Source organism: Herbaspirillum camelliae (assembly GCF_001929405.1).
GTDB lineage: Bacteria > Pseudomonadota > Gammaproteobacteria > Burkholderiales > Burkholderiaceae_D > Herbaspirillum > Herbaspirillum seropedicae.
This window is the reverse complement of record NZ_KV880769.1, coordinates 3,966,159-3,991,763: the sequence shown is the minus strand read 5'-3', so window position 1 is coordinate 3,991,763 and position 25,605 is coordinate 3,966,159. Positions and strand designations below refer to the sequence as shown.

The following is a 25,605-nucleotide window of genomic DNA, read 5'->3' as shown; positions in this document are numbered from 1 at the left end:
ACCGGGTGGGATTGGCCGATGGCGCCACGCTGTTCGCCATCGTGCTGGGCCTGACCGCAGCCTTGGGCGGGTTCTTGGTGTTCAAGGCGCTGACACTGGTAGAACTTGGCACGCCGCGCATCACGCGGATGCGTGGGAGGGAATGACAGATGGAACTTCGGCACCTGCGCTGCTTTCTGGCTGTGGCCGAAGAACTCCACTTCGCCCGAACAGCCGTATGGCGGTGCATCGAGCAGTGGTCACGATTCCGAGCAGTCCGCTGGAACGGCGGCGTCCTGCTGCCGCGCATACACCACCAGCCGCAGGTGCCGGTCTTCATCAACCGTCAGCGAGGTGTGTTCGAACGACTCGGGCTGGCCGTCGATCGTCAGCTTGCGCACGCCGTTGCAGGGCGCATGCACATCGTGCTGTCGCCACCAAGCCTTGAATTCCGGCGATACCTGTTCCAGCTCGTCCACCAGTGCGTGAATGTCCGCCTCCTGCATGGCCCGGGCAAAGTCGCGGCGGAAGCTCGACAGCATGAGCGGAGCCTGTTCTTCCCAGGCGTCAATGCGCGCATGCAGCAGCGAATCGGTGAACAGCAGCCAGAGCAGGTTGCGCCGCTCGGGTGCGTGCGTGCCGAAGCCGAACAGCGCATCAGCCGGCGCGTTGAAGCCCAGCACGTCCCATCGCACGTTGAGCACGAAGGCCGGGTGCGGCAGATCGTGCATCAAGCGCCGCACCAGCGGTGGCAGCACACACCACGTCTTGCCCGGTTCGGCCGGCGGCCGTTCGTGGGCCAGCAAGAACAAGTGGCGACGTTCGGCGGCATCCAGTTTCAGCACCCGCGCCAGGTTGTCCAGAAAGGTGGACGACACGTTAATGTCGCGCCCCTGTTCCAGCCATGTGTACCAAGTCAGGCCGACGCCGGCAAGCGCAGCGACTTCCTCGCGCCGCAGCCCTGCTGTGCGGCGGCGGCCACCGCTGGGCAGTCCCACGTCGGCTGGCGCCAGCCCTTCGCGGCGTGTCCGCAGGAAAGCAGCCAGATTGGAGCGCGTTCGTTCCAAGGTTCGCATCGCTTACTCATTGCTTTTAGTAATAGCATAAACAGTTAAATTGTAATGGCTTAAAGAGGGATTGAGAATGATCGTGTCTTTACCCTGGATACGCAAGATGAACTCAAATTCCTGCTTTTCGACGCCGCCCGTGCGCGCCGTCAGTGGCCCACCCTGGCTCGGCTTGGCCGTGCTGTTGCTGGCGGGCTTCGTCACAATCTTCGACCTGTTCGTGGTCAATGTCGCCATCCCCAGCATGCGGGCCGGGCTGGGCGCGAGCTTCGCGCAGATCGGCTTCATCGTGGCCGGCTACGAGCTGGCCTTCGGCGTGCTGCTGATTACCGGCGGGCGGCTGGGCGACCTGTTCGGGCGCCGCCGGCTGTTCGTTGTCGGCATGGCGGGCTTTACGCTGGCCTCGGCCTTATGCGGGCTAGTGCCCAGCGCTGGCTTCCTGATCGGCGCACGGGTATTGCAAGGGCTGGCCGCCGCCTTGCTGTTCCCGCAGGTCTATGCGTCCATTCGGGTGAACTTCGAGGGCGACGACAGCCGCCGCGCCTTCGGCCTGCTGGGGATGACGCTGGGACTGGCCGCCATTGCCGGACAGGTGCTGGGCGGCTGGCTGGTGCATGCCGACCTGTTCGGGCTGGGCTGGCGCAGCATCTTCCTCATCAATGTGCCCATCGGTCTGTTCGCCGTCGCGGCGGCACGCTACATCCCCGAATCTCGCGCGCCACAGCGCCCGACGCTGGACTGGACGGGCGTGGCACTGGTCAGCGCCGGGTTGGCGCTGCTGCTGGTGCCGCTGATCGAGGGGCCGGGCCAAGGCTGGCCGGCCTGGAGCCTGTTGTCGCTGGGTGTGGCGGTGTTGCTGCTGGCGCTGTTCCATCGGCAGCAGGAACAACGACGAATGGCGGGCGGCTTGCCACTGGTGGACATGCGCTTGCTGGTCCAGCGCCGATTCGCGCTGGGCGCGGTGCTGGTGCTGCTGGTCTATTCCACGTCCAGTTCCTTCTTCCTGTGCTTCGCCTTGCTGGTGCAGACCGGGCTTGGGCTTGACCCCTTCGAGGCGGGCAGCATCTTCGCGCCGTGCAGCGTGGGATTCGTGCTGGCATCGCTGTCCGCGCCGCGGCTGGTGGCGCGCTGGGGAACGCGCGCCATCGTCGCGGGTGCGCTGGTCTATGCGGCTTCCATCGGGCTGTTGATCGCGCAGGTGCGGATAGCGGGCGCGGAGCTGGTGCCTGCGCGGCTGATTCCCGTACTGGTCCTGGTCGGCGCGGGCCAGGGTTTCATCATGACGCCGCTGCTGAATCTGGTGCTGGGCTTTGTTGATGACGCACAGGCTGGCATGGCCTCGGGCGTGATCTCGACCGTCCAGCAGGTCGGCGCAGCACTGGGCGTGGCCGTGGTCGGCATCCTGTTCGGCGCGGCACTTGCCGGTAATGGCGCAGCAACGCACGCAGGCCAGTATGTCGCGGCCTTCGTGGCCGGGATGCTCTACAACCTGAGTGCGGCCATGCTGGTCTGCGTGCTGTTGCTGATGCTGGCGAGAACGCAGAGGTCGGCGCGCTGACGAGAGACGGTGCGCGATGGAACTCCGGCATCTTCGCTGCTTGCTGGCCGTCGCCGGAGAACGCCACTTCGCCCGCGCGGCGGAGAAGCTGCACATCGAGCAATCGCCGTTGTCGCGCGCCATTAAGGAACTGGAGGAAGAACGGGGCGTGGGGCGCGTCTGCGCCGCTTTGCAGCAGGCGCGCGAAAGCGTGAAAGCGGCCGCCAATATCTACCTGCGCTCGGTCATACTCACCAGCGGGTGCTACGCGATGCTTGACGACGGCATGGGATTCAGCCTAGTGCTGTGGCGGCCAGTGATCGCCCAGTTGTTGGAACAGCAACTCGCCGCGACGGTGCGCGGCGGCAGCGTCGCCTTGGTGTCTCGTAAGCTATCGCTTGACCAACAACCCACGCAGCAGCAACTCCAGCGCGGCAATACCGCGTGCCAGACGCGCCCTGCTATCCTCGCCGTCGGCGATCCAGAACGCCGCTTCGGCCAAGCTGCCGTAGATCAGCGATGCCAGCGCTTGAGGATCAGTGTCGTCCACTACGTCTTGCTGGATGAGCTTGTCGATCAGCCGCCGCATCGACTCGACGCAATGGCGCTGCGAGTCAGGCGAGGCACCGCCCAGCACTGCCCTGGCATCGCGCAGCACGATGCGCTGGATTTCCGGCTCCAGCGCCATTTCAAGATAGGCGCGACAGCGCCTGCAAAAGCCTTCCCACGCATCCTCGGCGGTGTCGGAAATGGCTTGCAGGCGCTGATCCGTCTCGGCGTCGATCTGCTCCACCACAGCAGCCAGCAATCCCTTCTTGTCGACGAAGTGGTGGTAGAGCGCGCCACGGGTCAGGCCCGCCTGCGCGGTGAGGTCATCCATCGAAGTGTCGGCGTAACCGTGCTCGGTGAACACCCAGCGGGCAGTCGCCATCAACGTGGCGCGGGTTTCTTCCATCTCGGCGCGGGTACGGCGAACCATCCATCTTCTCCTTACATACGACGCGCATGATTATTTACAAACAGTGCGTATGATTATATGATTCTATTCATACGCCTTGCATGTATTTTTGCCGCATAGCGATGCCTTGGCAAGCGGATGCTCTCTGGAGAACGAGATGGCCAACCCTTATCGAGCACTTTTCGCCGCACGCGGCACAAGAGGCTTTGCCCTAGCGGGCCTGTTGGCGCGGATGCCGCTGCCGATGACGGGCATCGGCATCATCACCATGATGTCGCAACTGCGCGGCAGCTATGCGCTGGCCGGGGCCGTCTCCGCCACCTTCGTGTTGACCTACGCGCTGCTGTCGCCGCAGATCTCCCGGTTGGTGGATCGGCGTGGACAAGGCCGCGTGCTGCCAGTCGCCACGGCCATCAGCGTCATCGGCTTTCTGCTCTTGATCGCGGGTTCCAAGTGGCAGATGGCCGATTGGACCTTGTTCCTCGGCGCCTTGCTGGCCGGTTTCATGCCCAGCATGTCGGCCATGGTGCGGGCGCGCTGGACAGCGTTGTGCCGAGGCCAGCCACGCTTGCAGACAGCCTATTCGCTGGAAACAGTGTTCGATGAAGTCACCTTCATTGCCGGACCGCCGCTGTCGGTGGGGCTTTCCGTGGCGGTGTTTCCCCAAGCCGGCCCGCTCGCGGCGGCGCTGTTGCTGATCCTGGGTGTGTTCGCCCTGGTCGTGCAGCGCAGCACCGAACCGCCGGTCGAGGCACAAGACGCCGCCAAGGACGGTTCGGGATCGGTGATCCGGCTGGCGCACGTGCGACTGCTGGCGCTGCTGATGGTGGCCATGGGCGTCATCGTCGGCACCGTGGACATCGTGAGCGTGGCCTTCGCCGAACATGCGGGCCAGCCGGCGGCGGCCAGCCTGGTCTTGTCGGCCTATGCTGCGGGTTCCTGCCTGGCCGGGCTACTGTTCGGCGCCCTCAAGCTGCAAACGCCCTTGCATCGGCTGTTGCTGCTGGGCGGGCTGGCAACCGCCGCAACCACCGTGCCCTTGCTGCTGGTCGGCAGCGTTGCCGCCCTGGCCGGGGCGGTGCTGGTGGCGGGACTGTTCTTCGCGCCCACCATGATCGTGGCGATGTCGCTGGTCGAGCGCCTGGTGCCCGAGCACCGGCTGACCGAAGGCATGACCTGGCTGCTGGCCGGGCTGAATGTGGGCGTGGCGCTGGGTGCGGCTGCATCCGGCCAGGTGGTCGATGACGGTGGAGCACGGGCTGGATTCACCGTCGCGCTCTGCGCAGGTGCGGTGGTGTTGCTCGTGGCGCTGTGGGGACATCAGCGCCTGCGCACGCATGGCTCGCCTGTATCGGATGCCGCGTGATTGCGGCTCCCCCGATTCCGTCATTTCAAGGATTTAAGCCATGAGCACGTTTTCATCTGCGTCCACAGGGGCTTCCGCGCGACATGCTTGGCTGGCAAACAAGCTGTCCACGCGCGGCACGCTGGTGGTGGGGAGCTTGGCCGGCATCGTCGGCACGCTCGCGATGGCGCCGGCCACCTTTGTGGGCGCGGGCTATGTGTTGATCGTGCCTGGGCTGGTGATCTCCGGCGTTGGCCAAGGCATCGTGTGGACGGCGATGTGGATCGCGGCCAGTTCGGGCGTGGCCCATCACGAGCAAGGCATCGCTTCGGGTATGGCCTCGACCACACTCAACGTGGGCAACGCGATTGGCTTAGCAGTGCTGGTGGCACTGGCGAACGCCGGGCTATCCGGCCTGCACGGCGAGCCGCTGCGCAGCGGTCTCGCGCAGGGAGCACAGCAAGCGTTCTATCTGGCGGCGGCAGGGATGGTCTTGGGACTGCTGATAGCGCTTACGTTGCCGCGTAAGGCGGTGAACGCTACGCAGTCCGGCGAAGCAACTTGAGCGAAGGAGACGGCCGTGGAACTGCGACATCTACGTTGCTTCTTGGCCGTAGCCGAAGAACTCCACTTCGCCCGTGCCGCTGAACGGCTGCATATCGATCAGTCGCCGCTATCTCGCACGATCAAGGAGCTGGAAGAAGATCTGGGTGCGCCTTTGTTTGCGCGCACCACGCGCAGCACCCGATTGACCCGTGCCGGCAAGCTGTTGCTCGAACACGTGCCACGCGTGTTCGCCACACTGGATCAAGCTCGCGCCAGCGTGCGCGCCGCCGCCGCAGGCTATGACGGTCAGTTGCGTATCGCGCTGTCCGACGGCATTGCTCCGGCACGCCTTTCCTCGCTAATGGCACTGTGCCGGCAGGAAGACCCGGAGATCGCCATCCACTTCGATGAAGTCCCGCTCACCCAGCAGATCAAGGGACTGCACGATGATCTGTACGACGTGGGATTTGCCCAGTCCGCCGATGTCGGCGACGGCATTCTTGCCGAACCCGTTTGGTGCGATCCGCTGCGACGTCTTCGCTGCTTCCTGGCTATTGCCGAAGAACGCTCCGTCGTGCAGTCGCCACCGTCGAATTCGATCAAGGAACTGGAAGGTGAATTGGGCATGCAGTTGCTCCCTCATACCACGCTCAGCACATGCCTGACCTGTTTCTATCTATTTACTGTTGCTGAAGTCCAGTTGTTCGCGCAGCAGCGCAACGAATGCGCTCGCTGGCGGAGAAGCAAGCTTCGGCCAGACAACATAGAGGACACGGTTCGGAGCGTCCTGAACGGCCACATGGACGACGCCATCCAGCTTCGTGGCCACGGATTCTGGAACCAGACTTGCGGCCAGACCGCGCGAGACGAACTGCGCGATCAGATTCAGGTGGTTGACCTCAAAATGGATCTGGTGCGCAACACCAGCGGCAGCGAATGCTTTGTCGGTCTGGCGGCGGGCACTGCTGTCCTGTGGGTAGTCCACAAGCGGCAGCGTCGCCAGTCGTTCGAGCGTAAGACGTCTGCGAGACGCCAGCGGGTGTTCCGGTGGCAGCAGCGCGACCAGCCTCTCCTGCGCGATCCGCAGGTGCGCCATGCCTTCGATCTTCTCCCCCTGCCACAGGCCGATGAGGGCGACATCCAGACGCCGCTGACGCAGCCGCACCAGCAATTCTTCGCTGCCGCTCTGCGTCAGTCGGATCTCAACTTGCGGATGACGCGCATGGAACTGCTCGATCAGTGCCACGATGTCGATGCTGCCGAGGGCGCTGATCGTGCCGATCGCAAGCTGGCCTCTCACCTGTCCGGCCGCTGCCGCGACTTCTTCCGGTATGCGACGTGTGGCTTCCAGCGCAGCATGCGCTTGCCGCACGAAAGCCTCGCCCGCCAGGGTGAGGCGCACGCGGCGCGAGGTACGCTCGAACAGGGGCGTACCCAGTTCATCTTCAAGCCGCGCCACTTGATGACTCAAGGCCGACTGTACCGTATGACACCGGCTCGCGGCGCGCGTAAAGCTGGATTCCTCGGCGACCGCCAGCACGAATTCGATTTGCCTAAGATTCATTATCCATCTACAAAACAGATTTATTAGATGATAATAATACATTTTACTCATGGATTGGATGAAGGGAAACTGTGCGCCGTACATTTCCGATTTCTTACCCATGAATGCCATGTCACAGTCCAAGCCGGCTCAATCTCTTACAACGCCCCTACTGTGGCTGATGGCCTCGGCAACGGGAATCGCCGTTGCAGGCAACTACTACGCCCAGCCTTTGCTGCCCACGATCGCGGCGCAGTTTGGGACTTCCGAAGCAGCGGTAGCCTGTATCGTGACGACAGCGCAACTGAGCTATGGCGCGGGACTGCTTCTGCTGGTGCCTTTTGCGGATTTGCGCGAGCGCAGAAGCCTGGTCGTGGCCCTGATGCTGCTGGCGGGTCTCGGCCTGGCGCTCAGCGCGGCGGCAACGACCTTGCCGCTGTTGCTGGTGGGCACGGCCATCACCGGATTCTGTTCGGTTGTCGCGCAGGTGCTGGTACCTTTTGCAGCGACGCTCGCCGCGCCGGAACAACGTGGGCGCGCAGTCGGCACCGTGATGAGCGGCTTGCTCCTCGGTATTCTGCTCGCCCGAACCGTGGCGGGCGGGCTTTCTTCCCTGATGCACTGGCGAGCCGTGTATGTGGTCGCGGCCGTTGCGATGGCGGTCTGCGCCATGGCCCTGAGGCATTCATTACCCCGCTACCAGGGCGATGCCGGTGTGGGGTACGGGAAATTGCTACGCTCGGTGATCCAACTGTTCGTCGAGGAATCTGTGCTGCGCGTGCGTGCCATGCTTGGCATGATATCGTTCGCGCTGTTCAGCCTATTTTGGACGCCGCTGGCTTTCCTACTGGCCGCGCCCCCCTATGGCTACTCGGATGCAGTGATCGGTCTGTTCGGACTGGCAGGTGCCGCAGGGGCAATGGCTGCCACAGTGGCGGGGCGTCTGGCCGATCAGGGCCGGGGAACCACTGCTACATGGCTCGGTCTGCTGGGCCTGCTGCTCTGCTGGTTGCCACTCGGATTTGCTCAGGCGTCGCTGGCTGCGCTACTGGTCGGTGTGCTGCTGCTCGATCTGGCCGTGCAACTGGTGCATGTCAGCAATCAGAACGCCATCTACGCGCTGCGGCCACAAGCCCGCAATCGCCTCAACGCGGGATACATGACCTGTTATTTTCTGGGTGGGGCCGGTGGTTCATGGCTGGCGGCCTATCTCTATCCACGCGCGGGCTGGTTCGGCATCGTGGCGGCAGCAGTCGGCCTCGCCATGATGGGCATCGTAGTCGGCCTTGCGGGGTTGAAGCCCAGCCCATACCGATCCAAATGAAGAATGAGGTGAACGCAAGCCGCCATCTCATCGTGGAGCATGCGCCGATGGGCGGGGCGTGACTGTGGAACTGCGACATCTACGTTGCTTCCTTGCCGTGGCGGAAGAACTCCACTTTGCCCGTGCCGCCGAACGACTGCATATCGATCAGTCGCCGCTATCTCGCACGATCAAGGAGCTGGAAGAAGATCTGGGTGCGCCTTTGTTCGCGCGCACCACGCGCAGCACCCGATTGACCCGGGCCGGCAAGCTGTTGCTCGAACACGTGCCACGCGTGTTCGCCACACTGGATCAAGCCCGCGCCAGCGTGCGCGCGGCCGCCGCAGGCTATGACGGTCAACTGCGTATCGCGCTGTCCGATGGCATTGCGCCGGCACGCTTTTCCTCGCTCATGGCACTGTGCCGGCAGGAAGATCCGGAGATTGCGATCCACTTCGATGAAGTCCCGCTCACCCAGCAACTCAAGGGGTTGCACGATGATCTGTACGACGTGGGATTTGCCCAGTCCGCCGATGTCGGCGACGGCATTCTTGCCGAACCCGCATGGCGCGATCCGTTGCGGGTCGCTATCCCGGCGCGCCATCCCTTGCTGGTACATGCACGCATTCCCTTGGATGAGGTCTTGCGCTATCCGCTGGTAATGGGCGACCCGCAGACCTGCGAAGGCTACAACCACCAGATCGAGCGGGTGCTGAGCACGCTGGACAAGGAACCGCTGGTGACCGAGCGGGTAATGTCCTTCGACTTGATGATGGCGTTAGTCGCAGCCGGGTTCGCCCTGGCGCTGGTCGGTGCCTCGCAGATTGCCGCCAGTCGTGAGTCCAACATCGTTGCGCGACCGCTGGCCGGCGGCTCGCCAATGCTCACCACCTACCTGCTAAGGCGAGATAGCGATCCGTCAGAAGCACTGAGTCGGTTTGTTGCCCGCGTCGGCAGACTGGAAGCTGATACCCGCAAGGAACATGTGCCTGCTGGCGACGCTCCTTCCGATGAATTGGAGAAATCCTGATGAACACCGCTTTCCGAACCGCTCATGTACTCGCCTTGGCCGGCTTGCTGTCGGCCTGCGGGCCATCGCCCGCCAATGACTCGGTGGAGTTCCTGACCGCCCATCCCGAACGCATCAAAGAAATCCAGCGACTGTGCCGTGAAGATCGCTCAAAGGTCTCGGACGACCTGTGCCTGCGTGCGGCTGAAGCTGCCAAACGGCGATTCTTCGGCGACCGGCCCGAACAGCGCGCCAAGTAGTTCGCTGGGCGGGGTGGTGGTGGAATTGAAATCGCACCTGCCAATTGGGCGGAAGCCCCGCGTCATCGATGAAGCTTTCCATCGACCAAGGGTACGCAGATCTAGAAGTCCAACAGGTGTGCAATGCCCCATTCTCGCAGCGCGGAGATTGGAAAGCGGTACAGACAAAGCGGGACTCTCGTTCAGAATTGAACAGCCATCGCGTTGAAGGTTAATTAAGAATCAAATCCTTTCGCTGGAGATTCTTCCTCGCAGCATATCAATGAATGCCCTGGTCCTTGCTGGCAAGACTGAATTTTCATGCCATAACGCATGAACTGGAATTGGCGACGGCTCATGCTCAGGCAACAGCACCTCCAGAAGCCCCTGATCAATTTCATTTCTCACCTGCCAAAGAGGTGCCAATCCAATTCCAATGCCATGCAAGACGGCGGCATTTGCGGAAGCTGCATCATTGCAACGGAATCGCCCCGCCACAGATACCCTGAGCAGAGCTCCATTCTCTGTCAGTGGCCATACATCGCCCTCAGGGCCAAATGTCCTAACGACACATGCATGCTTTCCTAAGACAGAAGGATGCAAAGGACGTCCATGCTGGGCAACGTATTGAGGCGTTGCGACAACGACGCGTCTCAGTTTTGCGAGAAGACGCGATTTCAATGCGGAGGACTCCAAATCGCCAATTCGGATGACGATGTCCAACTTGTTTTCCAACAGATCCACTATGGCGTCCGAAAGTGCAAGATCTACTTCCACGTTGGGATAGCGTTCAACAAATGCAGCAACTGCCGGAACGATGTACCGAGGAGCGAATTGAACAGAGGCTCCGACACGGAACAAGCCAAATATTTCTGTTGTACTCCTCCGAGCCTCGGTTGTTGCTTCGTCAAGGTCATGTAGGGCGGTTTTCAGGCGCTCGTAGAAGAGGCCGCCTGCAGCAGTAACTTGCATCCGCCGCGTGGTCCGCTGGACTAGCGCCACCCCCAACTCTGTTTCAAGAGTGCTGAGGGATCTGCTCACATTTTGAAGTGAGCAGCCCAGTTTTCGAGCTGCGGCAGTCAGGCTTTTAGCTTCGATTGTGGCAATAAAGATGCGGTAATGCTCAAGGCTGGCCATTGTCACTATTTCCGTGAGAGTCAATCACTTTGCATGGTGATTATACGCCGCAGACTTGAGAGTAGCATGACTGCATCTATTCATTCAGACGGCTCATGAAAATGGACAAATCCCCATCGTCACAAAATGCAATCAACAGTCCGATGCCTCGCATGCCGCTCATTGCACTGTTCGCTACGGCTGTAGGAATCGTTGTTCTGGCACTTTATGCATCTCAACCACTGGCAGGCATCATCGGTCCGGAACTGGGCCTTTCAACCAGCATGTCGGGATTGGCAACTACATTGACCTTGTTCGGTTATGCGGTGGGATTAATTTTTCTTGTTCCCATGACAGACATCGTTGAGAACAAGAGACTCATTTTGACAACTCTTGTGGGCGACGCCTTTGCTTTATTCATACTGGCAATATCTCCAAATGGACTCGTATTCCTTTCGGCATCATTCGTCGTTGGTCTGCTCACCAGTGCGATACAAATGTTGGTGCCTGTTGCCGCATCGCTGAGTTCTGAAGCACATCGTGGACGCACGATTGGCAACGTCATGAGTGGCTTGATGTTGGGGATACTAGTATCCCGCCCTGCGGCCAGCTTGGTTACTCAGTTCTTCGGATGGCGATATTTGTACGGCTTTCTTGGGGTGATTGTTGCAATTCTCACCATCATTCTCCAAAAGCACATTCCTTCCCTCAGGCCTGCACGCCGAGCAACATATTGGCAGCTAGTGAGGTCATTAATATCCATTATTAAAGAGGAACCAGTTTTACGGCGTAGGGCTGCAAGCCAAGCTATGTGCATGGGGGCATTTGGTATCTTTTGGACCTCTGTCGCTCTCCAACTTGGTCAAGCGCCGTTTCTGTTAGGACAAGGGGGAATTGCCTTGTTTGCGCTAGCAGGGGCGGCTGGAGCAATCATTGCACCGATTGCCGGGCGTGCCGGTGATCGTGGGTGGACGAGACCCATGACTGTGTCGGCACATTTGGCGATCATGTTCGCCCTGATGCTGGCTTACGTTGGCGTTGCAGTGCTATCCAATAACAGAAGTCTTTCTCTTGGCGTGTTGATATTCGCGGCGGTTATTCTCGATCTAGGCGTTATAGCTGACCAGACATTGGGGCGCCGTGCGATCAATCTTTTGCGTCCTGAGGCCCGAGGACGGATGAATGGTCTTTTTACCGGGCTATTCTTCCTTGGCGGCGCTTTAGGTTCAGCTCTATCTGGAATAGTTTGGAATGCATGGGGTTGGCCCGGCATTTGTATTGTTGGACTTATTTTTGGGGCGTTCGCTGCAGCCCTTTCTTTGACAAAGAAGTCAGATTGATTTCGAGTCAGCAGTGCTGTTTCTATATCTCAAACTCAACTTTGAGGGGTAGCGGAATATGGAAATTCGGCACCTCCGCTGTTTCCTGGCCGTAGCAGAAGAACTCCACTTCGCCCGAGCGGCCGAACGACTGCATATCGACCAGTCGCCCTTGTCGCGCACGATCAAGGAGCTGGAAGAAGATCTGGGTGCGCCTTTGTTCGCGCGCACCACGCGCAGCACCCGATTGACGCGGGCCGGCAAGCTGTTGCTCGAACACGTGCCACGCGTGTTCGCCACACTGGATCAAGCCCGCGCCAGCGTGCGCGCGGTCGCCGCAGGCTATGACGGTCAACTGCGTATCGCGCTGTCCGATGGCATTGCGCCGGCACGCTTTTCCTCGCTCATGGCACTGTGCCGGCAGGAAGATCCGGAGATTGCGATCCACTTCGATGAAGTCCCGCTCACCCAGCAACTCAAGGGGTTGCACGATGATCTGTACGACGTGGGATTTGCCCAGTCCGCCGATGTCGGCGACGGCATTCTTGCCGAACCCGCATGGCGCGATCCGTTGCGGGTCGCCATTCCGGCGCGCCATCCCTTGCTGGTGCATGCACGCATTCCCTTGGACGAGGTCTTGCGCTATCCCCTGGTAATGGGCGACCCGCAGACCTGCGAAGGCTACAACCACCAGATCGAGCGGGTGCTGAGCGCGCTGGACAAGGAACCGCTGGTGACCGAACGGGTAATGTCCTTCGACTTGATGATGGCGCTGGTGGCTGCCGGGTTCGCCTTGGCGCTGGTCGGTGCCTCGCAGATTGCCGCCAGTCGCGAGCCCAACGTCCTCGCACGCCCACTGGCCGGTGGCTCGCCGAGGCTCACCACCTACCTGCTAAGGCGAGATAGCGATCCGTCAGAAGCACTGAGTCGGTTTGTTGCCCGCGTCGGCAGACTGGAAGCCGATACCGGCAAGGAACATGTGCATGCTGGCGACGCTCCTTCCGATGAACCGGAGGATTCCTGATGAACGCCATTTTCCGCACCGCTCATGTACTCGCCTTGGCCGGCTTGCTGTCGGCCTGCGGGCCCTCGCCCGCCAATGACTCGGTGGAATTCCTGACCGCTCATCCCGAGCGCATCAAAGAAATCCAGCGACTGTGCCGTGAAGATCGCTCAAAGGTCTCGGACAACCTATGCCTGCGTGCGGCTGAAGCTGCCAAACGACGCTTCTTCGGCGATCGACCCGAACAGCACACCAAATAGTTCGCCGAACGCCTGCTGTCGCCCAGTCGCGACGGATTCACTACCGATTCGCTTATCACGCCGCAGCACGCTCGTGCCTGCGGCATTTTTATGGGCTTCGCCGCCGCAAGAAGTCCGGCTTTTTCTGCCTTAATTCCCGCCATAACGGCCTTTGACCGGCCCTGATCCCGCACCGAACCTGATGACTGCGGCACGTCCCCGTGCTGCTGTTCTTGGGCTTCATTTTGCGGGAGAAGGGAGCGGTCGGCATGCAAGGTCAAGGGGTCCTGTTCGGGCAAATCGGTGTCGTCTTCGGCATTGTGATTGTCGGTGTGTGGTTCGCCACCCAATGGACAGCCGCCGCCCTGGGCTACCAGCTATGCCTGGGCTCGCCCTGGTTCGATCTCCTGGGGACGCCGATCTATCACCCCTGGCGGTTGTTCGAGTGGTGGTTTTTCTTCGACGCCTATGCGCCGCGCATCTTCGACACCGGCGGCCTGATCGCAGGCGGCAGCGGCTTGGCCGCCGTGGTGGTCGCCATGGCCATGTCGGTGTGGCGTTCGCGGCAGTCGAAACTGGTCACCACCTACGGTTCGGCACGCTGGGCTGATGCGGCAGCTATTCGGGAAGCAGGACTCACCCAGAGCGCAGGCGTATTCCTCGGTCGGCTCGATGACCAATACCTGCGACACGAAGGCCCGGAACACGTCCTGACCTTTGCCCCTACGCGCTCGGGCAAGGGTGTGGGCCTGGTCGTGCCGACGCTGCTCTCCTGGCCAGCATCCACCGTCATCCACGACATCAAGGGCGAGAACTGGAGCATCACAGCTGGATGGCGCTCGCGCTTTTCGCACTGCCTGCTGTTCAACCCCACCGATGCGAAATCGGCCGCCTACAACCCGCTGCTGGAGGTCCGACGCGGCGCGCATGAAGTGCGCGACGTGCAGAACATCGCCGACATCCTGGTCGATCCCGAGGGCGCTTTGGAGCGCCGCAACCATTGGGAGAAGACCTCGCACGCGCTGCTGGTCGGTGCCATCCTGCATGTGCTGTACGCGGGAGAGGACAAGACGCTGCGCGGTGTCGCCAACTTCCTGTCTGATCCGGCCAGCCCGTTCGAGCTGACCTTACACCGGATGATGACCACGCCGCACTTGGTGAACGGGGATGGTGGTGGTCCGCATCCGGTCGTGGCATCGGCCGCACGCGAAGTGCTCAACAAGAGCGACAACGAGCGTTCCGGCGTGCTGTCCACGGCCATGTCCTTCCTCGGCCTGTACCGCGATCCCACGGTGGCCGAAGTCACGTCACGCTGCGACTGGCGCATCGCCGACCTGATTGCTTCCGAGCATCCGGTGTCGCTGTACCTGGTGGTGCCGCCCTCGGACATCAGCCGCACCAAGCCCCTCATTCGACTGATCTTAAACCAGATCGGGCGACGCCTCACGGAATCGCTCGACGGTTCGGACGGCATCGCACGGCGCCACAAGCTGCTGCTGATGCTCGACGAGTTCCCGGCGCTGGGCAGGCTCGACTTCTTCGAGACGGCCCTGGCCTTCATGGCCGGCTATGGCATCCGCAGCTTCCTCATCGCGCAGTCGCTCAACCAGATCGACAAGGCCTACGGCCAGAACCATTCGATTCTGGACAACTGTCATGTGCGCGTGACCTTCGCCACCAACGACGAGCGCACCGCCAAGCGCATCTCCGAAACGCTGGGCACCGCGACCGAATTGCGCGCGCAGCGCAACTACGCGGGCCACCGGCTGGCGCCTTGGCTGGGACACCTGATGGTGTCGCGCCAGGAGACGGCCCGCCCGCTACTGACGCCCGGTGAAGTGATGCAACTGCCGCCGGACGAGGCCGTGGTGATGGTGGGAAGCAGTCCGCCGATCAAGGCCAAGAAGTTGCGCTACTACGCCGACGCCAACTTCAAGCGCCGCGTGTTGCCACCGCCGGTTCTCACGGCGGGGCGTTACGCCGACGTACCTCCCTCGCGGCCCGACGACTGGAGCGGCTTGGCGATTCCCACGGTGCCGGCCACGCCAACCAGCCAGGCGGCCGAAGGCTTCGCTACTTCAGCCGATGACGGCGGCCCGCGTCGCCAGCCCGAGCTGTCCGACGTCGCCGAGTTCGATCCGGACATGGCGCCATCGGGCGGCGACGTGTCGCTGCTCGATGACGACGACTTCCCACTTCCCCTTCCTCGCCAGTTCGATCCGGCCATGCAGCGCACGGCCCGGCTGGCGTCCCTCGATCCCAACGACGGAATCGAGCTATGAGCCACTACCGCCTGAATCTGTTCATCCAGCACGAGCACGCCAAGCGCCTGGAAGAGCTGGCCGCCAAGAAAGGCGTGTCCAAGTCGTCCATCGTCGCGGCGGCGCTGGCGTCCTGGCTGTCGCCCGACGCGGGTGACCAGCGCGAGGCGGCCATGGCCAAGCGGTTGGATCGGCTGTCACGCCAGGCCGAACGGCTGGAGCGCGACCAGAACATCGCCATCGAGACGCTGGCGCTGTTCATCCGCTACTACCTCACCGTCAGCACGCCGGTTCCCGAGGCGCACCAAGACGCCGCCCGCGCCCAGGGCAAGGCACGCTTCGCGCAGTTCACCGAGCAGCTTGGCCGCCACCTGCTGCGGGGCCGAAGCCTCGTGCGCGATGTGGTGGAGGAACTGCACCCCGACCCGATGCCCATGGAGGACGCGGAAGCACCAGCCGAGGCGCGGGAGCGTGCGTCATGAGCGCCAACATCTCCGCAGGTGGGCAACTTCCGCACGAGCTGCGCTCGTCCGCTGCGGCGTCGATGGATCGCCGCATCCAGATGCTGCGCACGGCCATGGGGCCGCTGATTGCTGCCGCACTCGACGACCCGGATGTGGTGGAAGTCATGCTCAACCCGGATCGCACCCTGTGGGTGGACCGGCTTTCCACCGGCCGCGCGCCGATGGGGGTTGAACTGTCCGAGGCCGACGGCGAACGCATCATCCGGCTGGTCGCAACGCATGTCGGCGCGGAAGTCCATCGCGGCCAGCCGCTGCTGTCGGCCGAGTTGCCTGAAACCGGCGAACGCTTCGAGGGCATCCTCCCGCCCGCCGCGCCGGGGCCGGCCTTCGCGCTGCGCAAGCGGGCCATCGGCGTGATCCCGCTGGACCAGTACGTCCTCGACGGGATGATGACCCGCGTCCAGGCGGACTTCCTGGTGGGCGCCGTGCGCGAGCGTAAAAACATCCTGATCGCTGGCGCCACCAGCAGCGGCAAGACCACGCTCGCCAATGCCTTGCTCGCCGAAATCGCCGCCACGGGTGACCGTGTGCTGGTGCTCGAAGACACGGTGGAACTGCAATGCGCGGCCCGCGACCACGTGCCGTTGCGTACGCGCGCGGGCGTGGTGTCGATGACCGAGCTGGTGCGCTCGTCCATGCGCCTGCGACCGGATCGCGTCGTGGTGGGCGAGGTGCGCGGCCCCGAGGCGCTGGATCTCATCAAGGTATGGGGCACCGGCCATCCGGGCGGCATCGCCACCATCCACGCCGGCTCCGCGCTGGGCGCGCTGCTGCGCCTGGAGCAACTGATCCTCGAAGTGGCGGTGAATCCGCCCCGTGCGCTGATCGCCGAGGCCGTGGACGTGGTGATCCACATCGGCGGACGCGGGCGCAAGCGCCGCATCGAGAGCATCGCCCGCGTCCTCGGCGTCGACGGCGCGGGCTACCAACTGGCGGACGCGCTGGATGCTCCATTCCCAGAGCTATCACCCATCGCCTCCGTTTCTTCCCTATCCCTTAACCACCCTGGAGAACTGCCATGACGCAGATGACCGTTCCTGCTTTCCGTGTTTGCGTCAACCCGCTTTGCCACCTGTCCCGCCTCGCGTACCTGCGCAGCCTGGCGCGCCCTGCGGTGCAAGGGTTGCTGCTGGCGGCGCTGCTGCTGGTCCTGGCCGGCACCGCGCAGGCCGCCGGCTCCTCGATGCCGTGGGAAGGCCCTTTGCAATCGATCTTGCAGTCGATTCAAGGACCTGTGGCGCGCATCGTGGCCGTGATCATCATCATTTCGACCGGCCTGGCGCTGGCCTTCGGCGATACCTCGGGCGGTTTCCGCAAGCTGATCCAGATCGTCTTCGGTCTGTCCATCGCGTTCGCCGCGTCCTCGTTCTTTCTGTCGTTCTTCAGCTTCTCCGGCGGGGCGGTCGTATGAGCGCGCCGGATATCTTCGCGGCCGGGTTCGCCAACGGATTCGAGATTCCGCTGCATCGCTCGCTCACCGAGCCGATCCTGCTGGGCGGCGCACCGCGCACCGTGGCAATCGCCAACGGCACGCTGGCCGCCGCCGTCGGGCTGGGCCTGCAACTGTGGATTCCGGGTGTCCTGCTCTGGATCGTCGGCCATTCGCTGGCGGTCTGGGGGGCGCGCGTCGATCCGCAGTTCATGGCCGTCTTCGCCCGGCACCTCAAGCACCCGCCGCTGCTGGACGTGTGAGGGACAGGCCATGCTGAACCTAGCCGAATACCGCCATCGCCCGGCATTGCTCGCCGACTGGCTGCCATGGGCCGGGCTGGTGGCGCCGGGTGTCGTCTTGAACAAGGACGGCAGTTTCCAGCGCACAGCACGTTTCCGTGGGCCGGACCTCGACAGTGCGACGCAGGGCGAGCTGATCGCCACGTCGGCGCGCTTGAACAATGCGCTGCGCCGCCTGGGTTCAGGCTGGGCTCTGTTCATCGAGGCCGAGCGCCGCGCAGCCGCCGACTATCCGCACGCCGAGTTTCCCGAGCCGCTGTCGTGGCTGGTGGACGAGGAACGCCGCGCAGCATTCGAGGAATCGGGCCATCACTTCGAGAGCGGTTATCACCTGACATTGATGTACCTGCCGCCCGAGGAGTCCCGCGCCCGCGCCGCGGAGATGCTGTACGAGAACCGGCCTACCGAAGGCGTGGACTGGCGCGAGCGCCTGGCCGCCTTCGTCGCGGAGACGTATCGCATCTTCGACCTGCTCGATGGCGTAATGCCGGAGATCGCGTGGCTGGATGACAGCCAGACGCTGACCTACCTGCATGCCACCGTTTCGACGCGGCGCTATCGCGTCGGCGTACCCGAGGTGCCGTTCCACATCGACGCGCTACTGACCGATTCCGCGCTGGTCGGTGGCCTGGCACCCATGTTGGGCGACCAGCACTTGCGTGTCGTGTCAGTGCGAGGCTTCCCAACCTCGACCTGGCCGGGGATGCTGGATGACCTCAACCGCCTGGGCTTTGCGTATCGCTGGAGCACGCGCTTTCTGTGCCTGGACAAAGCCGAGGCGGAAAAGGAACTCACGCGCCTGCGCCGCCAGTGGTTCGCCAAGCGCAAGAACGTCATCGCGCTACTGCGCGAAACGATCTTCCAGCAGGAAAGCCCGTTGGTCGATACCGACGCCAGCAACAAGGCCGCAGACGCCGATGCCGCCTTGCAGGAACTGGGCAGCGATCAGGTCGCCTTCGGCTACCTCACCGCCACGGTGACGGTGCTCGATGCCGACCCCGCCGTGGCCGACGAAAAGCTGCGCAGGGTGGAACGTGCCATCCAGGGACGCGGCTTCGTCACGATCCCTGAAGCCCTCAACGCCGTGGATGCGTGGCTGTCGTCCATTCCCGGCAATGCCTACGCCAACGTGCGCCAGCCCATCGTCTCGACGCTGAATCTGGCGCACCTGATGCCGGTGTCAGCGGTGTGGGCTGGCCCGGAGAAGAACGACCACCTCGACGGCCCACCGCTGATCGTCACCCGCACCGATGGCGCGACGCCGTTCCGGCTGGTCACGCATATCGGCGACGTGGGCCATACGCTGGTCGCGGGGCCGACTGGCATGGGCAAGTCGGTCTTGCTCGCCACGCTGGCGATGCAGTTCCGCCGTTATCGCGGCTCACGCATCTTCGCCTTCGACATGGGGCGCTCGATGCGAGCCACGATTCTCGGGCTGGGCGGCGAACACTACGACCTCGGGATGGATGGCGAAATCGCCTTCCAGCCATTGGCACGCATCGACCGCGAGGGCTACCGCACCTGGGCCGCCGAATGGATCGAAGGCCGCCTGCTGCACGAAGGCGTCGCAGTCGGCCCGGACGAGAAAGCGTCCATCTGGTCGGCGCTGGGAAGCCTGGCCGGTGCGCCGGTGGAGCAGCGCACGATGACAGGACTGTCCGTTCTGCTGCAATCGAACGCACTGCGCCAGGCGCTGTCGCCGTATGTGCTCGGCGGCGCACACGGCAAGCTACTGGATGCCGACCATGACCGGCTGGGCATGGCCGACGTGCAGTGCTTCGAAATGGAAGAACTGATGCACAGCAAGGCCGCCGTCATGGCGGTGCTGCATTACCTCTTTGCGCGCTTCGATGAGCGCTTTGATGGTGCGCCCACGCTGCTGATCCTCGATGAAGCGTGGTTGTTCCTGGACGACCCGGTATTCGCCGCGCGCATCCGGCAGTGGCTCAAAACACTGCGCAAGAAGAACGTGTCGGTCATTTTCGCCACGCAGTCGCTGGCCGACATCAAAGATTCGAGCATCGCGCCCGCGATCATCGAAAGCTGCGCCAGCCGCATCTTCCTGCCGAACCCGCAGGCGACCGAGCCGCAGATTCGCACGATCTACGAGGGTTTTGGCCTGAACTCGCGCCAGATCGAGATCGTCGCCACTGCACAGCCCAAGCGCGACTACTACTACCAATCCCGTCTCGGCAATCGCCTGTTCGACCTCGACCTGGGGCCGGCGGCGCTGGCCTTTGCGGGCGCTTCCACGCCGCAGGACCAGCGTGACATCGACCGCGTCCTGCTGGATGCCGGCGTGCCCGGTTTCGCGGGCGCCTGGCTGCGCCATCGCGGCCTCGATTGGGCCGCCGACCTGCTGCCCGAGTTCCCCAGTGTCTCACCGGCGGCGGCGTCCTTCCTCGTTTCTCAACTATCGGGGGGTTCCCCATGAAAACCAAGCCTCGTCTGTTGTCCGTCACGCTCGCCGCCGTGCTGTCGGTGTCGATGCTGGTTGTACCGCCCGCATCGGCCATCACCTTCATCGACCCGGCCAACCTGGTGCAGAACACGTTGACCGCCATCCGCACGCTGGAGCAGATCAACAACCAGATCCGGCAGCTTCAGAACGACGCGCGAATGCTCACGAATCAGGCGCGCAACCTCGCCAGCTTGCCCTCCAGCGTGGTGGGCCAGTTGCGCACCAATCTGGCGACGACACAGCGACTCATCGGCCAAGCCCAGGGCCTGGCCTACGACGTGGCGACGCTGGATCGGGCGTTTGCACGTCTGTATCCCGAACAGTACGCCGCTACCGTGAGCGGCGATGAGATGTATCGCCAGGCGCAAGAGCGCTGGAAGAACACACTCACTGGCTTACAGACCGCAATGCAGATGCAGGCCCAGGTGTCGCAGAACCTGGGGGATGACGAGAACGTGCTGACCGACCTCGTCGGCAAGAGCCAGTCGGCGCAAGGCGCATTGCAAGCGATGCAGGCGACGAACCAGCTGCTGGCCTTGCAGGCCAAGCAATCGATCCAATCGCAGCGACTGCAACTCACGCAGGATCGCGCCGCCTCGCTCGAACTGGCACGGCAGGCGGCGGCGACCGAGCGCGCCCGCGAAGTGCGACGTCGCTTCCTCGGCACCGGCACGCCGTACACGCCGCAGCCCGTCCATTTCTACAGCCGCTGACGGAGGTGGCCATGCGATGCGCTTGCCTCCTACTGGCCGTGCTGTTGACCGCGTGCGCTCAACAATCGGAAGACACGCCATGAACGACGTGACCCTCATCGACCGCTTCCTCGACACGTTCTCGCGCTACATCGACTCCGGTTTCGGGCTGCTGCATGGCGAAGTGATGTACCTGACCGCCACATTGATCGTCATCGACATGACGATCGCCGGCCTGTATTGGGCGCTGAGCCACGCCACCGGCCAATGCGAGGACGTGATCGCCAAGCTGCTGCGCAAGGTGCTCTACGTCGGTGCCTTCGCCTACCTCATCCACAACTTCAACGCACTGGCCGGCATCGTGTTCCGCTCGTTCGCCGGGCTGGGGATCACCGCCACCGGCTCGGCCATCACGATGGAGCATTTTCTTCAGCCGGGGCGGCTGGCGAAGACGGGCATCGACGCGGCCGCGCCCATTCTGAAACAGATCGGTCACCTGGTCGGGTTCCCCGACGTCTTCGTGAACCTCGATGCGATCGCGGTGCTGTTTCTCGCCTGGCTGATCGTGATCCTGTCGTTCTTCGTGCTGGCGATCCAGCTCTTCATCACGCTCATCGAGTTCAAGCTGACGACCCTCGCCGGGTTCGTGTTGATTCCGTTCGCACTCTGGAACAAGACCGCATTTCTCGCCGAGAAGGTGCTCGGCAACGTGGTGGCGTCGGGCGTCAAGGTCCTGGTGCTGGCCGTCATCGTCGGCATTGGTTCGGGCCTGTTCGCGTCATTCCAAGGGTCCCCCGCGGAGCCGTCCATCGACCATGCGCTGGTCGTGATGCTGGCCTCGCTCGCGTTGCTGGCGCTGGGCATCTTTGGTCCCGGCATCGCCACGGGTCTTGTGTCCGGTGCGCCGCAGCTCGGTGCGGGCGCGATGGCGGGAGCCGCGGTCGGTGCGGTCGGCACCGGCGTGGCCCTCGGTGCTGCCGCCACTGGCGTGGGGGGTGCCGTCATGGCCGGGGCACGCATGGCGCCGGCTGCTGCAAAACTCGCGGGCTCCGGCGCCCGTGCCACCACGTCGGCGGCCAGCAGCGCCCGGTCGGCGTTCCAGGCCGGTTCCGCTGCCGCCGGCGGCGGGGCCAAGGGTGCGGCAGCGGGTCTCGGTAACGTCGCCAAGACCGGCGCGCACGCCGCCGGCCGCCGCGCCGCGTCCGGCGCTTCGGCGGCCGGGCAAACGATGGCCGACGCCTTCCGCGCCGGCTGGAACGGCGCGGAAGCTGGTGCAGGCCAGGCTGTCGCTGGCGAAGCAGACGACGCAACAGACGGTGCCGCCAGCTCGCAGAAGCAAGAACCACCCGCCTGGGCCAGGCGCATGCATCGCCGACAGCAAATCACCCATGCCGCGACCACCGTCGCCCACACGCTGCGCGGGGGCGACGGTGGCGGCGCCGGGCAAGGCCCGAGTCTGCGCGATGCCGCGGAATGACACCCTCTCTGACTGTCAAGGAGAACCCCGATGCGATTCCAACGACCCCAGGTGCGCTATGCCGAGTCGCCGCCGCCTGCCACCCCGTATCAAGCCGCCGCCCAGGTGTGGGACGAGCGTATCGGCGCGGCCCGCGTGCAAGCGAAAAACTGGCGATGGATGGCCTTCGGCTGCCTGCTGCTGGCGCTGCTGATGGCCGGTGGCCTGGTATGGCGCTCCGCGCAGTCCATCGTGACGCCCTACGTCATCGAGGTGGACACCAGTGGCCAGGTGCGCGCGGTCGGCGAGGCCACCACACCGTACACACCGGCCGATGCGCAGATTTCTTACCACCTCGCGCACTTCATCACGCTGGTGCGCGCGCTGTCCGTCGATCCCATCGTCGTGCGGCAGAACTGGCTCGACGCCTACGACTACACCACCGACAAGGGTGCGGGCGTGCTCAACGAGTACGCCCGCACCCATGACCCCTTCGCGCGCATCGGTCGCGAGTCGGTGACGGTGCAGATCACCAGCGTGACCCGCGCCAGCGACACGTCCTTCAACGTGCGCTGGACGGAGACGCGCTTCGTCAACGGCGCTCTGGATCGCACCGAACGCTGGAACGCGGTGCTGTCCACCGTCCTGCAAACCCCGCGCACCGAACAGCGCCTGCGCAAGAACCCGCTGGGCATCTACGTCAACGGCCTGTCGTGGAGCCGCGAACTGGATGCGTCTGAAGGAGTGAAACCATGAACCCGTTTTTCCGCTTTTACGCTTTGCCGGCGATCCTGCTGGCCTCGTCTGTCCTGTTCGCGGGTTGCGCCTCGCAGGGCAAGCCGCCGCCGTCCGTCTCGCTCGATGAGCCGGTGCAGGCACAGCCCTTGCCGGAACCGCCCAAGCCGGTCGAAGTCATTACCGTGCCCGAGCCGCTGGCTTTACCGGATCAGTTGAAGCCGCTGTCGGGCACGAACGGCGCTAGGCCCACGCCAGAATCGGCCGACGACACCGTGCGCGTATCGAAAGCCAATGTCGAGGCGCGCATCGCGCCGACGCGCGAAGGGTACGTCAATGCAATTCAGGTGTGGCCCTTCAGTGATGGCGCGCTCTATCAGGTCTATACCGCACCGGGGCGCGTGACCGTGGTGTCCTTGCAGCCCGGCGAGGAACTGGTGACGGTGGCCGCCGGCGACACGGTGCGCTGGATCGTGGGCGACACCTCCAGCGGCAGCGGCGACGCGCTGCGCGTGAATGTCTTGGTGAAACCCATCCGCTCGGCCCTGAAAACCAATCTGGTCATCACCACCCGCCGCCGCACGTACTTGCTGGAACTGACTTCGACCGAAAAGGCGTGGATGGCGTCCGTGTCCTGGGAGTACCCCAAGGACGCCCTGCTGGCCTTGCGGCGCCAGAACCAGGTGGCGCACGCGGCCGCACCCGCCGAGCGTGGCTTGTCACTGGAGAAGCTCCGCTTCCGCTATGCCATATCGGGCAACAACCCGCCGTGGAAGCCGCTGCGCGCCTTCGATGACGGCGAGAAGGTCTATATCCAGTTTCCGGCGGGCATCGGGCAAGGCGAGCTGCCGCCCTTGTTCGTGATCGGTGCGCAGGGCGACGGGCAACTGGTGAACTACCGGTTCCGTTCGCCTTATTACATCGTGGATCGGCTGTTCGGTGCGGCCGAGCTGCGCCTGGGTGGCGACAAGGGTGACGTGGTGCGGATTGAACGCACCGATGGCACACGGGGGAACACACCATGAGCCAGGACGAAACCCCAGACGTACCGATTTCGGACACTGCGCCGAAGGTCGCGCCCGAAAACCTGACGCTGCGAGCGCCGCCCCGCGCGGTGACACGCCTGAACCGGCGCACGCTGGCGATCCTCGCCGGCGGCCTGTCGGTTGCCGTGCTCGGTGCGCTGATGTGGTCGCTGCAACCGCCGCGGCGCGGTACTGGCGAGCAGCCCGAGCTCTACAACGTGGATCGCGTGTCGAAGTCCGAAGGGCTGGACGCGCTGCCGGCGGACTATGCCAAGCTGCCGCCCACCGTGCCCGCGCTGGGGCCGCCGTTGCCCGGCGACTTGGGGCCTGCCATCGCGCAGTCCCAGCAGCCGGCCCTGGCCAGTTATACGCCGCCCGGCCAAGACCCCGGTGCAGCCGAGCGTGACGCGCGGCGCAAGGAAGCCGAATCGGCCGCGGCCTCGTCCGTGTTTTTCCGCTCCGGTGCGCAGCAAACCGCGTCGGAGGCGCCGTCGCAGGCCGTCGCCGCACCAGGCTTCGTCGCCAACGCGGCGTTCGACCCGATGGCCGCTGGCCCGGCATCGACGGCGGCACACACGACACCATCCGCTGCCGACCCGACCGCTGTACAAAACCGGCAAGACCAGAAAGAGGCGTTCCAGAAAGCCGGAACGCCTGAAATCCGTAATTCCGGCAACCTGCAAATGCCGACCTCGCCGTATCAGGTCATGGCCGGAACGGTCATCGCCGGGGCACTGGTGACGGGCATCAAGTCGGACCTGCCGGGCGACGTGATCGCCACGGTGACCGAGCCGGTCTATGACACGGCTACCGGGCGCTTCCTGCTGATCCCGCAGGGCGCGCGCATCCTGGGCAAGTACAACAGCCAGGTCAGCTATGGGCAAAGCCGTGTGCAGGTGGTGTGGAACCGGATCATTCTGCCCGACACGTCTTCGCTGACGCTTGATAACCTGGCCGGCACCGACCCGGCCGGCTACGCCGGACTGGAAGACGGCGTGGACTACCACTGGGGCCGCATCTTCACCGGGGCGGCGCTGACGACGTTGCTGGGCGTCGGCGCCGAACTGGCCGCGCCGCAGAACCGGCAGAACGGCGATCGCGTCATCATCGCCGGACGCGACAGCGCCCAGGACAGCGTGAACCATGTCGGCCAGGAGATGACCCGGCGCAACATGAACGTTCAACCCACCTTGACCGAGCGGCCGGGCTTGCCAGTGCGCATCATTGTTCAGCACGACATTCAGCTCAAGCCCTACCAACCGATGTTCTACCAACTGGGAGGTTCGCGATGAACACCCCTCGAAAACTTCGTTTAGGCCCGCTCCCGAAAATGGAGTCCACGAAGCTGACCTTCGCTTGCCCGGCCAGCCTGAAACTGGATCTGGATCGTTATGCATGGCTCCATACACAGACCTATGGCGAACCAGTCGATGCCGTGACGCTGATCCCGCACATGCTCGAAGCCTTCATGGTGGGGGATCGGGGGTTCAGGAAGGGAAGCTCTGTTTCTTCATAGT

General features: G+C 63.7%; 26 protein-coding genes and 2 pseudogenes. 24 read left to right on the top strand and 4 right to left on the bottom strand.

Going from position 1 to position 25,605, the window contains the following annotated elements; translation table 11 throughout:
* Positions 1-5: 5 nt before the first annotated feature.
* Positions 6-146 (top strand): hypothetical protein, encoded by a 141-nt coding sequence (locus BGK68_RS28065; protein ID WP_198937226.1) that lies wholly within the window; start codon positions 6-8, stop codon positions 144-146.
* A 93-nt stretch (positions 147-239) separates the two neighbouring features.
* Here BGK68_RS28065 and BGK68_RS17980 read toward each other — a convergent pair whose 3' ends face one another.
* Positions 240-1,055 carry a helix-turn-helix transcriptional regulator gene (locus BGK68_RS17980; RefSeq protein ID WP_075258208.1) on the bottom strand — a complete coding sequence of 272 codons (816 nt, stop codon included), beginning with the start codon at positions 1,053-1,055 and terminating at the stop codon, positions 240-242.
* Positions 1,056-1,152: 97 nt separating this feature from the next.
* On the opposite strand from BGK68_RS17980, the gene BGK68_RS17975 reads away from it, so the two are divergent.
* Positions 1,153-2,604 (top strand): MFS transporter, encoded by a 1,452-nt coding sequence (locus tag BGK68_RS17975; protein ID WP_075258207.1) that lies wholly within the window; start codon positions 1,153-1,155, stop codon positions 2,602-2,604.
* A gap of 16 nt (positions 2,605-2,620) precedes the next feature.
* Positions 2,621-2,944: pseudogene (locus BGK68_RS28375) on the top strand (LysR family transcriptional regulator); the annotation flags it as partial.
* 30 nt (positions 2,945-2,974) lie between these two features.
* Here BGK68_RS28375 and BGK68_RS17960 read toward each other — a convergent pair.
* Complete coding sequence (locus BGK68_RS17960) at positions 2,975-3,562, bottom strand: TetR/AcrR family transcriptional regulator (RefSeq protein ID WP_075258206.1); 588 nt, start codon at positions 3,560-3,562, stop codon at positions 2,975-2,977.
* A gap of 136 nt (positions 3,563-3,698) precedes the next feature.
* On the opposite strand from BGK68_RS17960, the gene BGK68_RS17955 reads away from it, so the two are divergent.
* The 3 genes and pseudogenes from BGK68_RS17955 to BGK68_RS17945 form a co-directional block, all read left to right on the top strand.
* Positions 3,699-4,907 (top strand): MFS transporter, encoded by a 1,209-nt coding sequence (locus tag BGK68_RS17955; RefSeq protein ID WP_075258205.1) that lies wholly within the window; start codon positions 3,699-3,701, stop codon positions 4,905-4,907.
* 40 nt (positions 4,908-4,947) lie between these two features.
* A complete protein-coding gene (locus tag BGK68_RS17950; RefSeq protein WP_075258204.1) occupies positions 4,948-5,451 on the top strand; it encodes an MFS transporter in 504 nt (167 codons plus the stop codon).
* 15 nt (positions 5,452-5,466) lie between these two features.
* Positions 5,467-5,961: pseudogene (locus BGK68_RS17945) on the top strand (LysR family transcriptional regulator); the annotation flags it as partial.
* Between the two features lie 147 nt (positions 5,962-6,108).
* Here BGK68_RS17945 and BGK68_RS17940 read toward each other — a convergent pair.
* Complete coding sequence (locus BGK68_RS17940; protein ID WP_075259881.1) at positions 6,109-6,996, bottom strand: LysR family transcriptional regulator; 888 nt, start codon at positions 6,994-6,996, stop codon at positions 6,109-6,111.
* Positions 6,997-7,096: 100 nt separating this feature from the next.
* On the opposite strand from BGK68_RS17940, the gene BGK68_RS17935 reads away from it, so the two are divergent.
* The 3 genes from BGK68_RS17935 to BGK68_RS17925 all read left to right on the top strand — a co-directional run bounded on the left by BGK68_RS17935 (position 7,097) and on the right by BGK68_RS17925 (position 9,547).
* A complete protein-coding gene (locus BGK68_RS17935) occupies positions 7,097-8,299 on the top strand; it encodes an MFS transporter (RefSeq protein ID WP_198937225.1) in 1,203 nt (400 codons plus the stop codon).
* 64 nt (positions 8,300-8,363) lie between these two features.
* Positions 8,364-9,308, top strand: coding sequence for a LysR family transcriptional regulator (locus BGK68_RS17930; RefSeq protein ID WP_075258203.1), 945 nt, complete (start codon positions 8,364-8,366; stop codon positions 9,306-9,308).
* Complete coding sequence (locus BGK68_RS17925) at positions 9,308-9,547, top strand: EexN family lipoprotein (protein WP_075258202.1); 240 nt, start codon at positions 9,308-9,310, stop codon at positions 9,545-9,547. The genes BGK68_RS17930 and BGK68_RS17925 overlap by 1 nt, the downstream gene beginning before the upstream one ends.
* A 222-nt stretch (positions 9,548-9,769) precedes the next feature.
* On the opposite strand, the gene BGK68_RS17920 is transcribed toward BGK68_RS17925, so the two are convergent.
* Entirely contained in the window at positions 9,770-10,663 is an 894-nt protein-coding gene (locus tag BGK68_RS17920) for a LysR family transcriptional regulator (RefSeq protein WP_075258201.1), read from the bottom strand.
* Between the two features lie 95 nt (positions 10,664-10,758).
* Here BGK68_RS17920 and BGK68_RS17915 point away from each other — a divergent pair, with 95 nt between their 5' ends.
* From BGK68_RS17915 to BGK68_RS17845, 15 genes are all read left to right on the top strand, one after another.
* Positions 10,759-11,982 carry an MFS transporter gene (locus BGK68_RS17915; protein WP_198937224.1) on the top strand — a complete coding sequence of 408 codons (1,224 nt, stop codon included), beginning with the start codon at positions 10,759-10,761 and terminating at the stop codon, positions 11,980-11,982.
* 58 nt (positions 11,983-12,040) lie between these two features.
* Entirely contained in the window at positions 12,041-12,985 is a 945-nt protein-coding gene (locus tag BGK68_RS17910; RefSeq protein WP_075258199.1) for a LysR family transcriptional regulator, read from the top strand.
* Positions 12,985-13,224, top strand: coding sequence for an EexN family lipoprotein (locus BGK68_RS17905; RefSeq protein WP_075258198.1), 240 nt, complete (start codon positions 12,985-12,987; stop codon positions 13,222-13,224). The genes BGK68_RS17910 and BGK68_RS17905 overlap by 1 nt, the downstream gene beginning before the upstream one ends.
* A 248-nt stretch (positions 13,225-13,472) precedes the next feature.
* Positions 13,473-15,485: a conjugal transfer protein TraG gene (locus tag BGK68_RS17900; protein ID WP_075259879.1), complete on the top strand. Its 2,013-nt coding sequence runs from the start codon at positions 13,473-13,475 to the stop codon at positions 15,483-15,485.
* Complete coding sequence (locus tag BGK68_RS17895; RefSeq protein ID WP_075258197.1) at positions 15,482-15,946, top strand: CopG family transcriptional regulator; 465 nt, start codon at positions 15,482-15,484, stop codon at positions 15,944-15,946. Before BGK68_RS17900 ends, BGK68_RS17895 begins: the two co-directional genes overlap by 4 nt.
* Positions 15,943-17,010 carry a P-type conjugative transfer ATPase TrbB gene (gene trbB, locus BGK68_RS17890; RefSeq protein WP_075258196.1) on the top strand — a complete coding sequence of 356 codons (1,068 nt, stop codon included), beginning with the start codon at positions 15,943-15,945 and terminating at the stop codon, positions 17,008-17,010. The genes BGK68_RS17895 and trbB overlap by 4 nt, the downstream gene beginning before the upstream one ends.
* The gene (locus BGK68_RS17885; protein WP_075258195.1) at positions 17,007-17,399 is read left to right on the top strand and encodes a TrbC/VirB2 family protein; all 393 of its coding nucleotides are present in this window, start codon (positions 17,007-17,009) and stop codon (positions 17,397-17,399) included. The genes trbB and BGK68_RS17885 overlap by 4 nt, the downstream gene beginning before the upstream one ends.
* Positions 17,396-17,680 carry a VirB3 family type IV secretion system protein gene (locus tag BGK68_RS17880; protein WP_075258194.1) on the top strand — a complete coding sequence of 95 codons (285 nt, stop codon included), beginning with the start codon at positions 17,396-17,398 and terminating at the stop codon, positions 17,678-17,680. Before BGK68_RS17885 ends, BGK68_RS17880 begins: the two co-directional genes overlap by 4 nt.
* Before the next feature lie 10 nt (positions 17,681-17,690).
* A complete protein-coding gene (gene trbE, locus BGK68_RS17875; RefSeq protein WP_075258193.1) occupies positions 17,691-20,153 on the top strand; it encodes a conjugal transfer protein TrbE in 2,463 nt (820 codons plus the stop codon).
* 53 nt (positions 20,154-20,206) lie between these two features.
* The gene (gene trbJ / locus BGK68_RS17870; protein WP_233149463.1) at positions 20,207-20,893 is read left to right on the top strand and encodes a P-type conjugative transfer protein TrbJ; all 687 of its coding nucleotides are present in this window, start codon (positions 20,207-20,209) and stop codon (positions 20,891-20,893) included.
* Between the two features lie 79 nt (positions 20,894-20,972).
* Positions 20,973-22,349 (top strand): P-type conjugative transfer protein TrbL, encoded by a 1,377-nt coding sequence (trbL, locus tag BGK68_RS17865; protein WP_075258191.1) that lies wholly within the window; start codon positions 20,973-20,975, stop codon positions 22,347-22,349.
* Positions 22,350-22,379: 30 nt separating this feature from the next.
* On the top strand, positions 22,380-23,084 hold the full coding sequence (gene trbF, locus BGK68_RS17860) for a conjugal transfer protein TrbF (RefSeq protein ID WP_075258190.1): 705 nt from the start codon (positions 22,380-22,382) through the stop codon (positions 23,082-23,084).
* Positions 23,081-24,088, top strand: coding sequence for a P-type conjugative transfer protein TrbG (gene trbG, locus BGK68_RS17855; RefSeq protein WP_075258189.1), 1,008 nt, complete (start codon positions 23,081-23,083; stop codon positions 24,086-24,088). The genes trbF and trbG overlap by 4 nt, the downstream gene beginning before the upstream one ends.
* The gene (locus tag BGK68_RS17850) at positions 24,085-25,380 is read left to right on the top strand and encodes a TrbI/VirB10 family protein (RefSeq protein WP_075258188.1); all 1,296 of its coding nucleotides are present in this window, start codon (positions 24,085-24,087) and stop codon (positions 25,378-25,380) included. The genes trbG and BGK68_RS17850 overlap by 4 nt, the downstream gene beginning before the upstream one ends.
* The gene (locus tag BGK68_RS17845) at positions 25,377-25,604 is read left to right on the top strand and encodes a DUF2274 domain-containing protein (protein WP_075258187.1); all 228 of its coding nucleotides are present in this window, start codon (positions 25,377-25,379) and stop codon (positions 25,602-25,604) included. The genes BGK68_RS17850 and BGK68_RS17845 overlap by 4 nt, the downstream gene beginning before the upstream one ends.
* Position 25,605: the final 1 nt, after the last annotated feature.

What these genes read in the sequence shown, in the direction of transcription:
- trbB (WP_075258196.1), top strand. Translation starts at nt 15,943, where the DNA reads ATGAGCGCCAACATCTCCGCAGGTGGGCAACTTCCGCACGAGCTGCGC.
- BGK68_RS17900 (WP_075259879.1), top strand. Translation starts at nt 13,473, where the DNA reads ATGCAAGGTCAAGGGGTCCTGTTCGGGCAAATCGGTGTCGTCTTCGGC.
- BGK68_RS17940 (WP_075259881.1), bottom strand. Translation starts at nt 6,996, where the DNA reads ATGAATCTTAGGCAAATCGAATTCGTGCTGGCGGTCGCCGAGGAATCC.
- BGK68_RS17960 (WP_075258206.1), bottom strand. Translation starts at nt 3,562, where the DNA reads ATGGTTCGCCGTACCCGCGCCGAGATGGAAGAAACCCGCGCCACGTTG.
- BGK68_RS17905 (WP_075258198.1), top strand. Translation starts at nt 12,985, where the DNA reads ATGAACGCCATTTTCCGCACCGCTCATGTACTCGCCTTGGCCGGCTTG.
- trbL (WP_075258191.1), top strand. Translation starts at nt 20,973, where the DNA reads ATGAACGACGTGACCCTCATCGACCGCTTCCTCGACACGTTCTCGCGC.
- BGK68_RS17845 (WP_075258187.1), top strand. Translation starts at nt 25,377, where the DNA reads ATGAACACCCCTCGAAAACTTCGTTTAGGCCCGCTCCCGAAAATGGAG.
- BGK68_RS17850 (WP_075258188.1), top strand. Translation starts at nt 24,085, where the DNA reads ATGAGCCAGGACGAAACCCCAGACGTACCGATTTCGGACACTGCGCCG.
- trbF (WP_075258190.1), top strand. Translation starts at nt 22,380, where the DNA reads ATGCGATTCCAACGACCCCAGGTGCGCTATGCCGAGTCGCCGCCGCCT.
- trbE (WP_075258193.1), top strand. Translation starts at nt 17,691, where the DNA reads ATGCTGAACCTAGCCGAATACCGCCATCGCCCGGCATTGCTCGCCGAC.
- BGK68_RS17910 (WP_075258199.1), top strand. Translation starts at nt 12,041, where the DNA reads ATGGAAATTCGGCACCTCCGCTGTTTCCTGGCCGTAGCAGAAGAACTC.
- trbG (WP_075258189.1), top strand. Translation starts at nt 23,081, where the DNA reads ATGAACCCGTTTTTCCGCTTTTACGCTTTGCCGGCGATCCTGCTGGCC.
- BGK68_RS17935 (WP_198937225.1), top strand. Translation starts at nt 7,097, where the DNA reads ATGAATGCCATGTCACAGTCCAAGCCGGCTCAATCTCTTACAACGCCC.
- BGK68_RS17880 (WP_075258194.1), top strand. Translation starts at nt 17,396, where the DNA reads ATGAGCGCGCCGGATATCTTCGCGGCCGGGTTCGCCAACGGATTCGAG.
- BGK68_RS17920 (WP_075258201.1), bottom strand. Translation starts at nt 10,663, where the DNA reads ATGGCCAGCCTTGAGCATTACCGCATCTTTATTGCCACAATCGAAGCT.
- BGK68_RS17885 (WP_075258195.1), top strand. Translation starts at nt 17,007, where the DNA reads ATGACGCAGATGACCGTTCCTGCTTTCCGTGTTTGCGTCAACCCGCTT.
- BGK68_RS17915 (WP_198937224.1), top strand. Translation starts at nt 10,759, where the DNA reads ATGAAAATGGACAAATCCCCATCGTCACAAAATGCAATCAACAGTCCG.
- BGK68_RS17955 (WP_075258205.1), top strand. Translation starts at nt 3,699, where the DNA reads ATGGCCAACCCTTATCGAGCACTTTTCGCCGCACGCGGCACAAGAGGC.
- BGK68_RS17925 (WP_075258202.1), top strand. Translation starts at nt 9,308, where the DNA reads ATGAACACCGCTTTCCGAACCGCTCATGTACTCGCCTTGGCCGGCTTG.
- BGK68_RS17895 (WP_075258197.1), top strand. Translation starts at nt 15,482, where the DNA reads ATGAGCCACTACCGCCTGAATCTGTTCATCCAGCACGAGCACGCCAAG.
- BGK68_RS17950 (WP_075258204.1), top strand. Translation starts at nt 4,948, where the DNA reads ATGAGCACGTTTTCATCTGCGTCCACAGGGGCTTCCGCGCGACATGCT.
- BGK68_RS17975 (WP_075258207.1), top strand. Translation starts at nt 1,153, where the DNA reads ATGAACTCAAATTCCTGCTTTTCGACGCCGCCCGTGCGCGCCGTCAGT.
- trbJ (WP_233149463.1), top strand. Translation starts at nt 20,207, where the DNA reads ATGCTGGTTGTACCGCCCGCATCGGCCATCACCTTCATCGACCCGGCC.
- BGK68_RS17980 (WP_075258208.1), bottom strand. Translation starts at nt 1,055, where the DNA reads ATGCGAACCTTGGAACGAACGCGCTCCAATCTGGCTGCTTTCCTGCGG.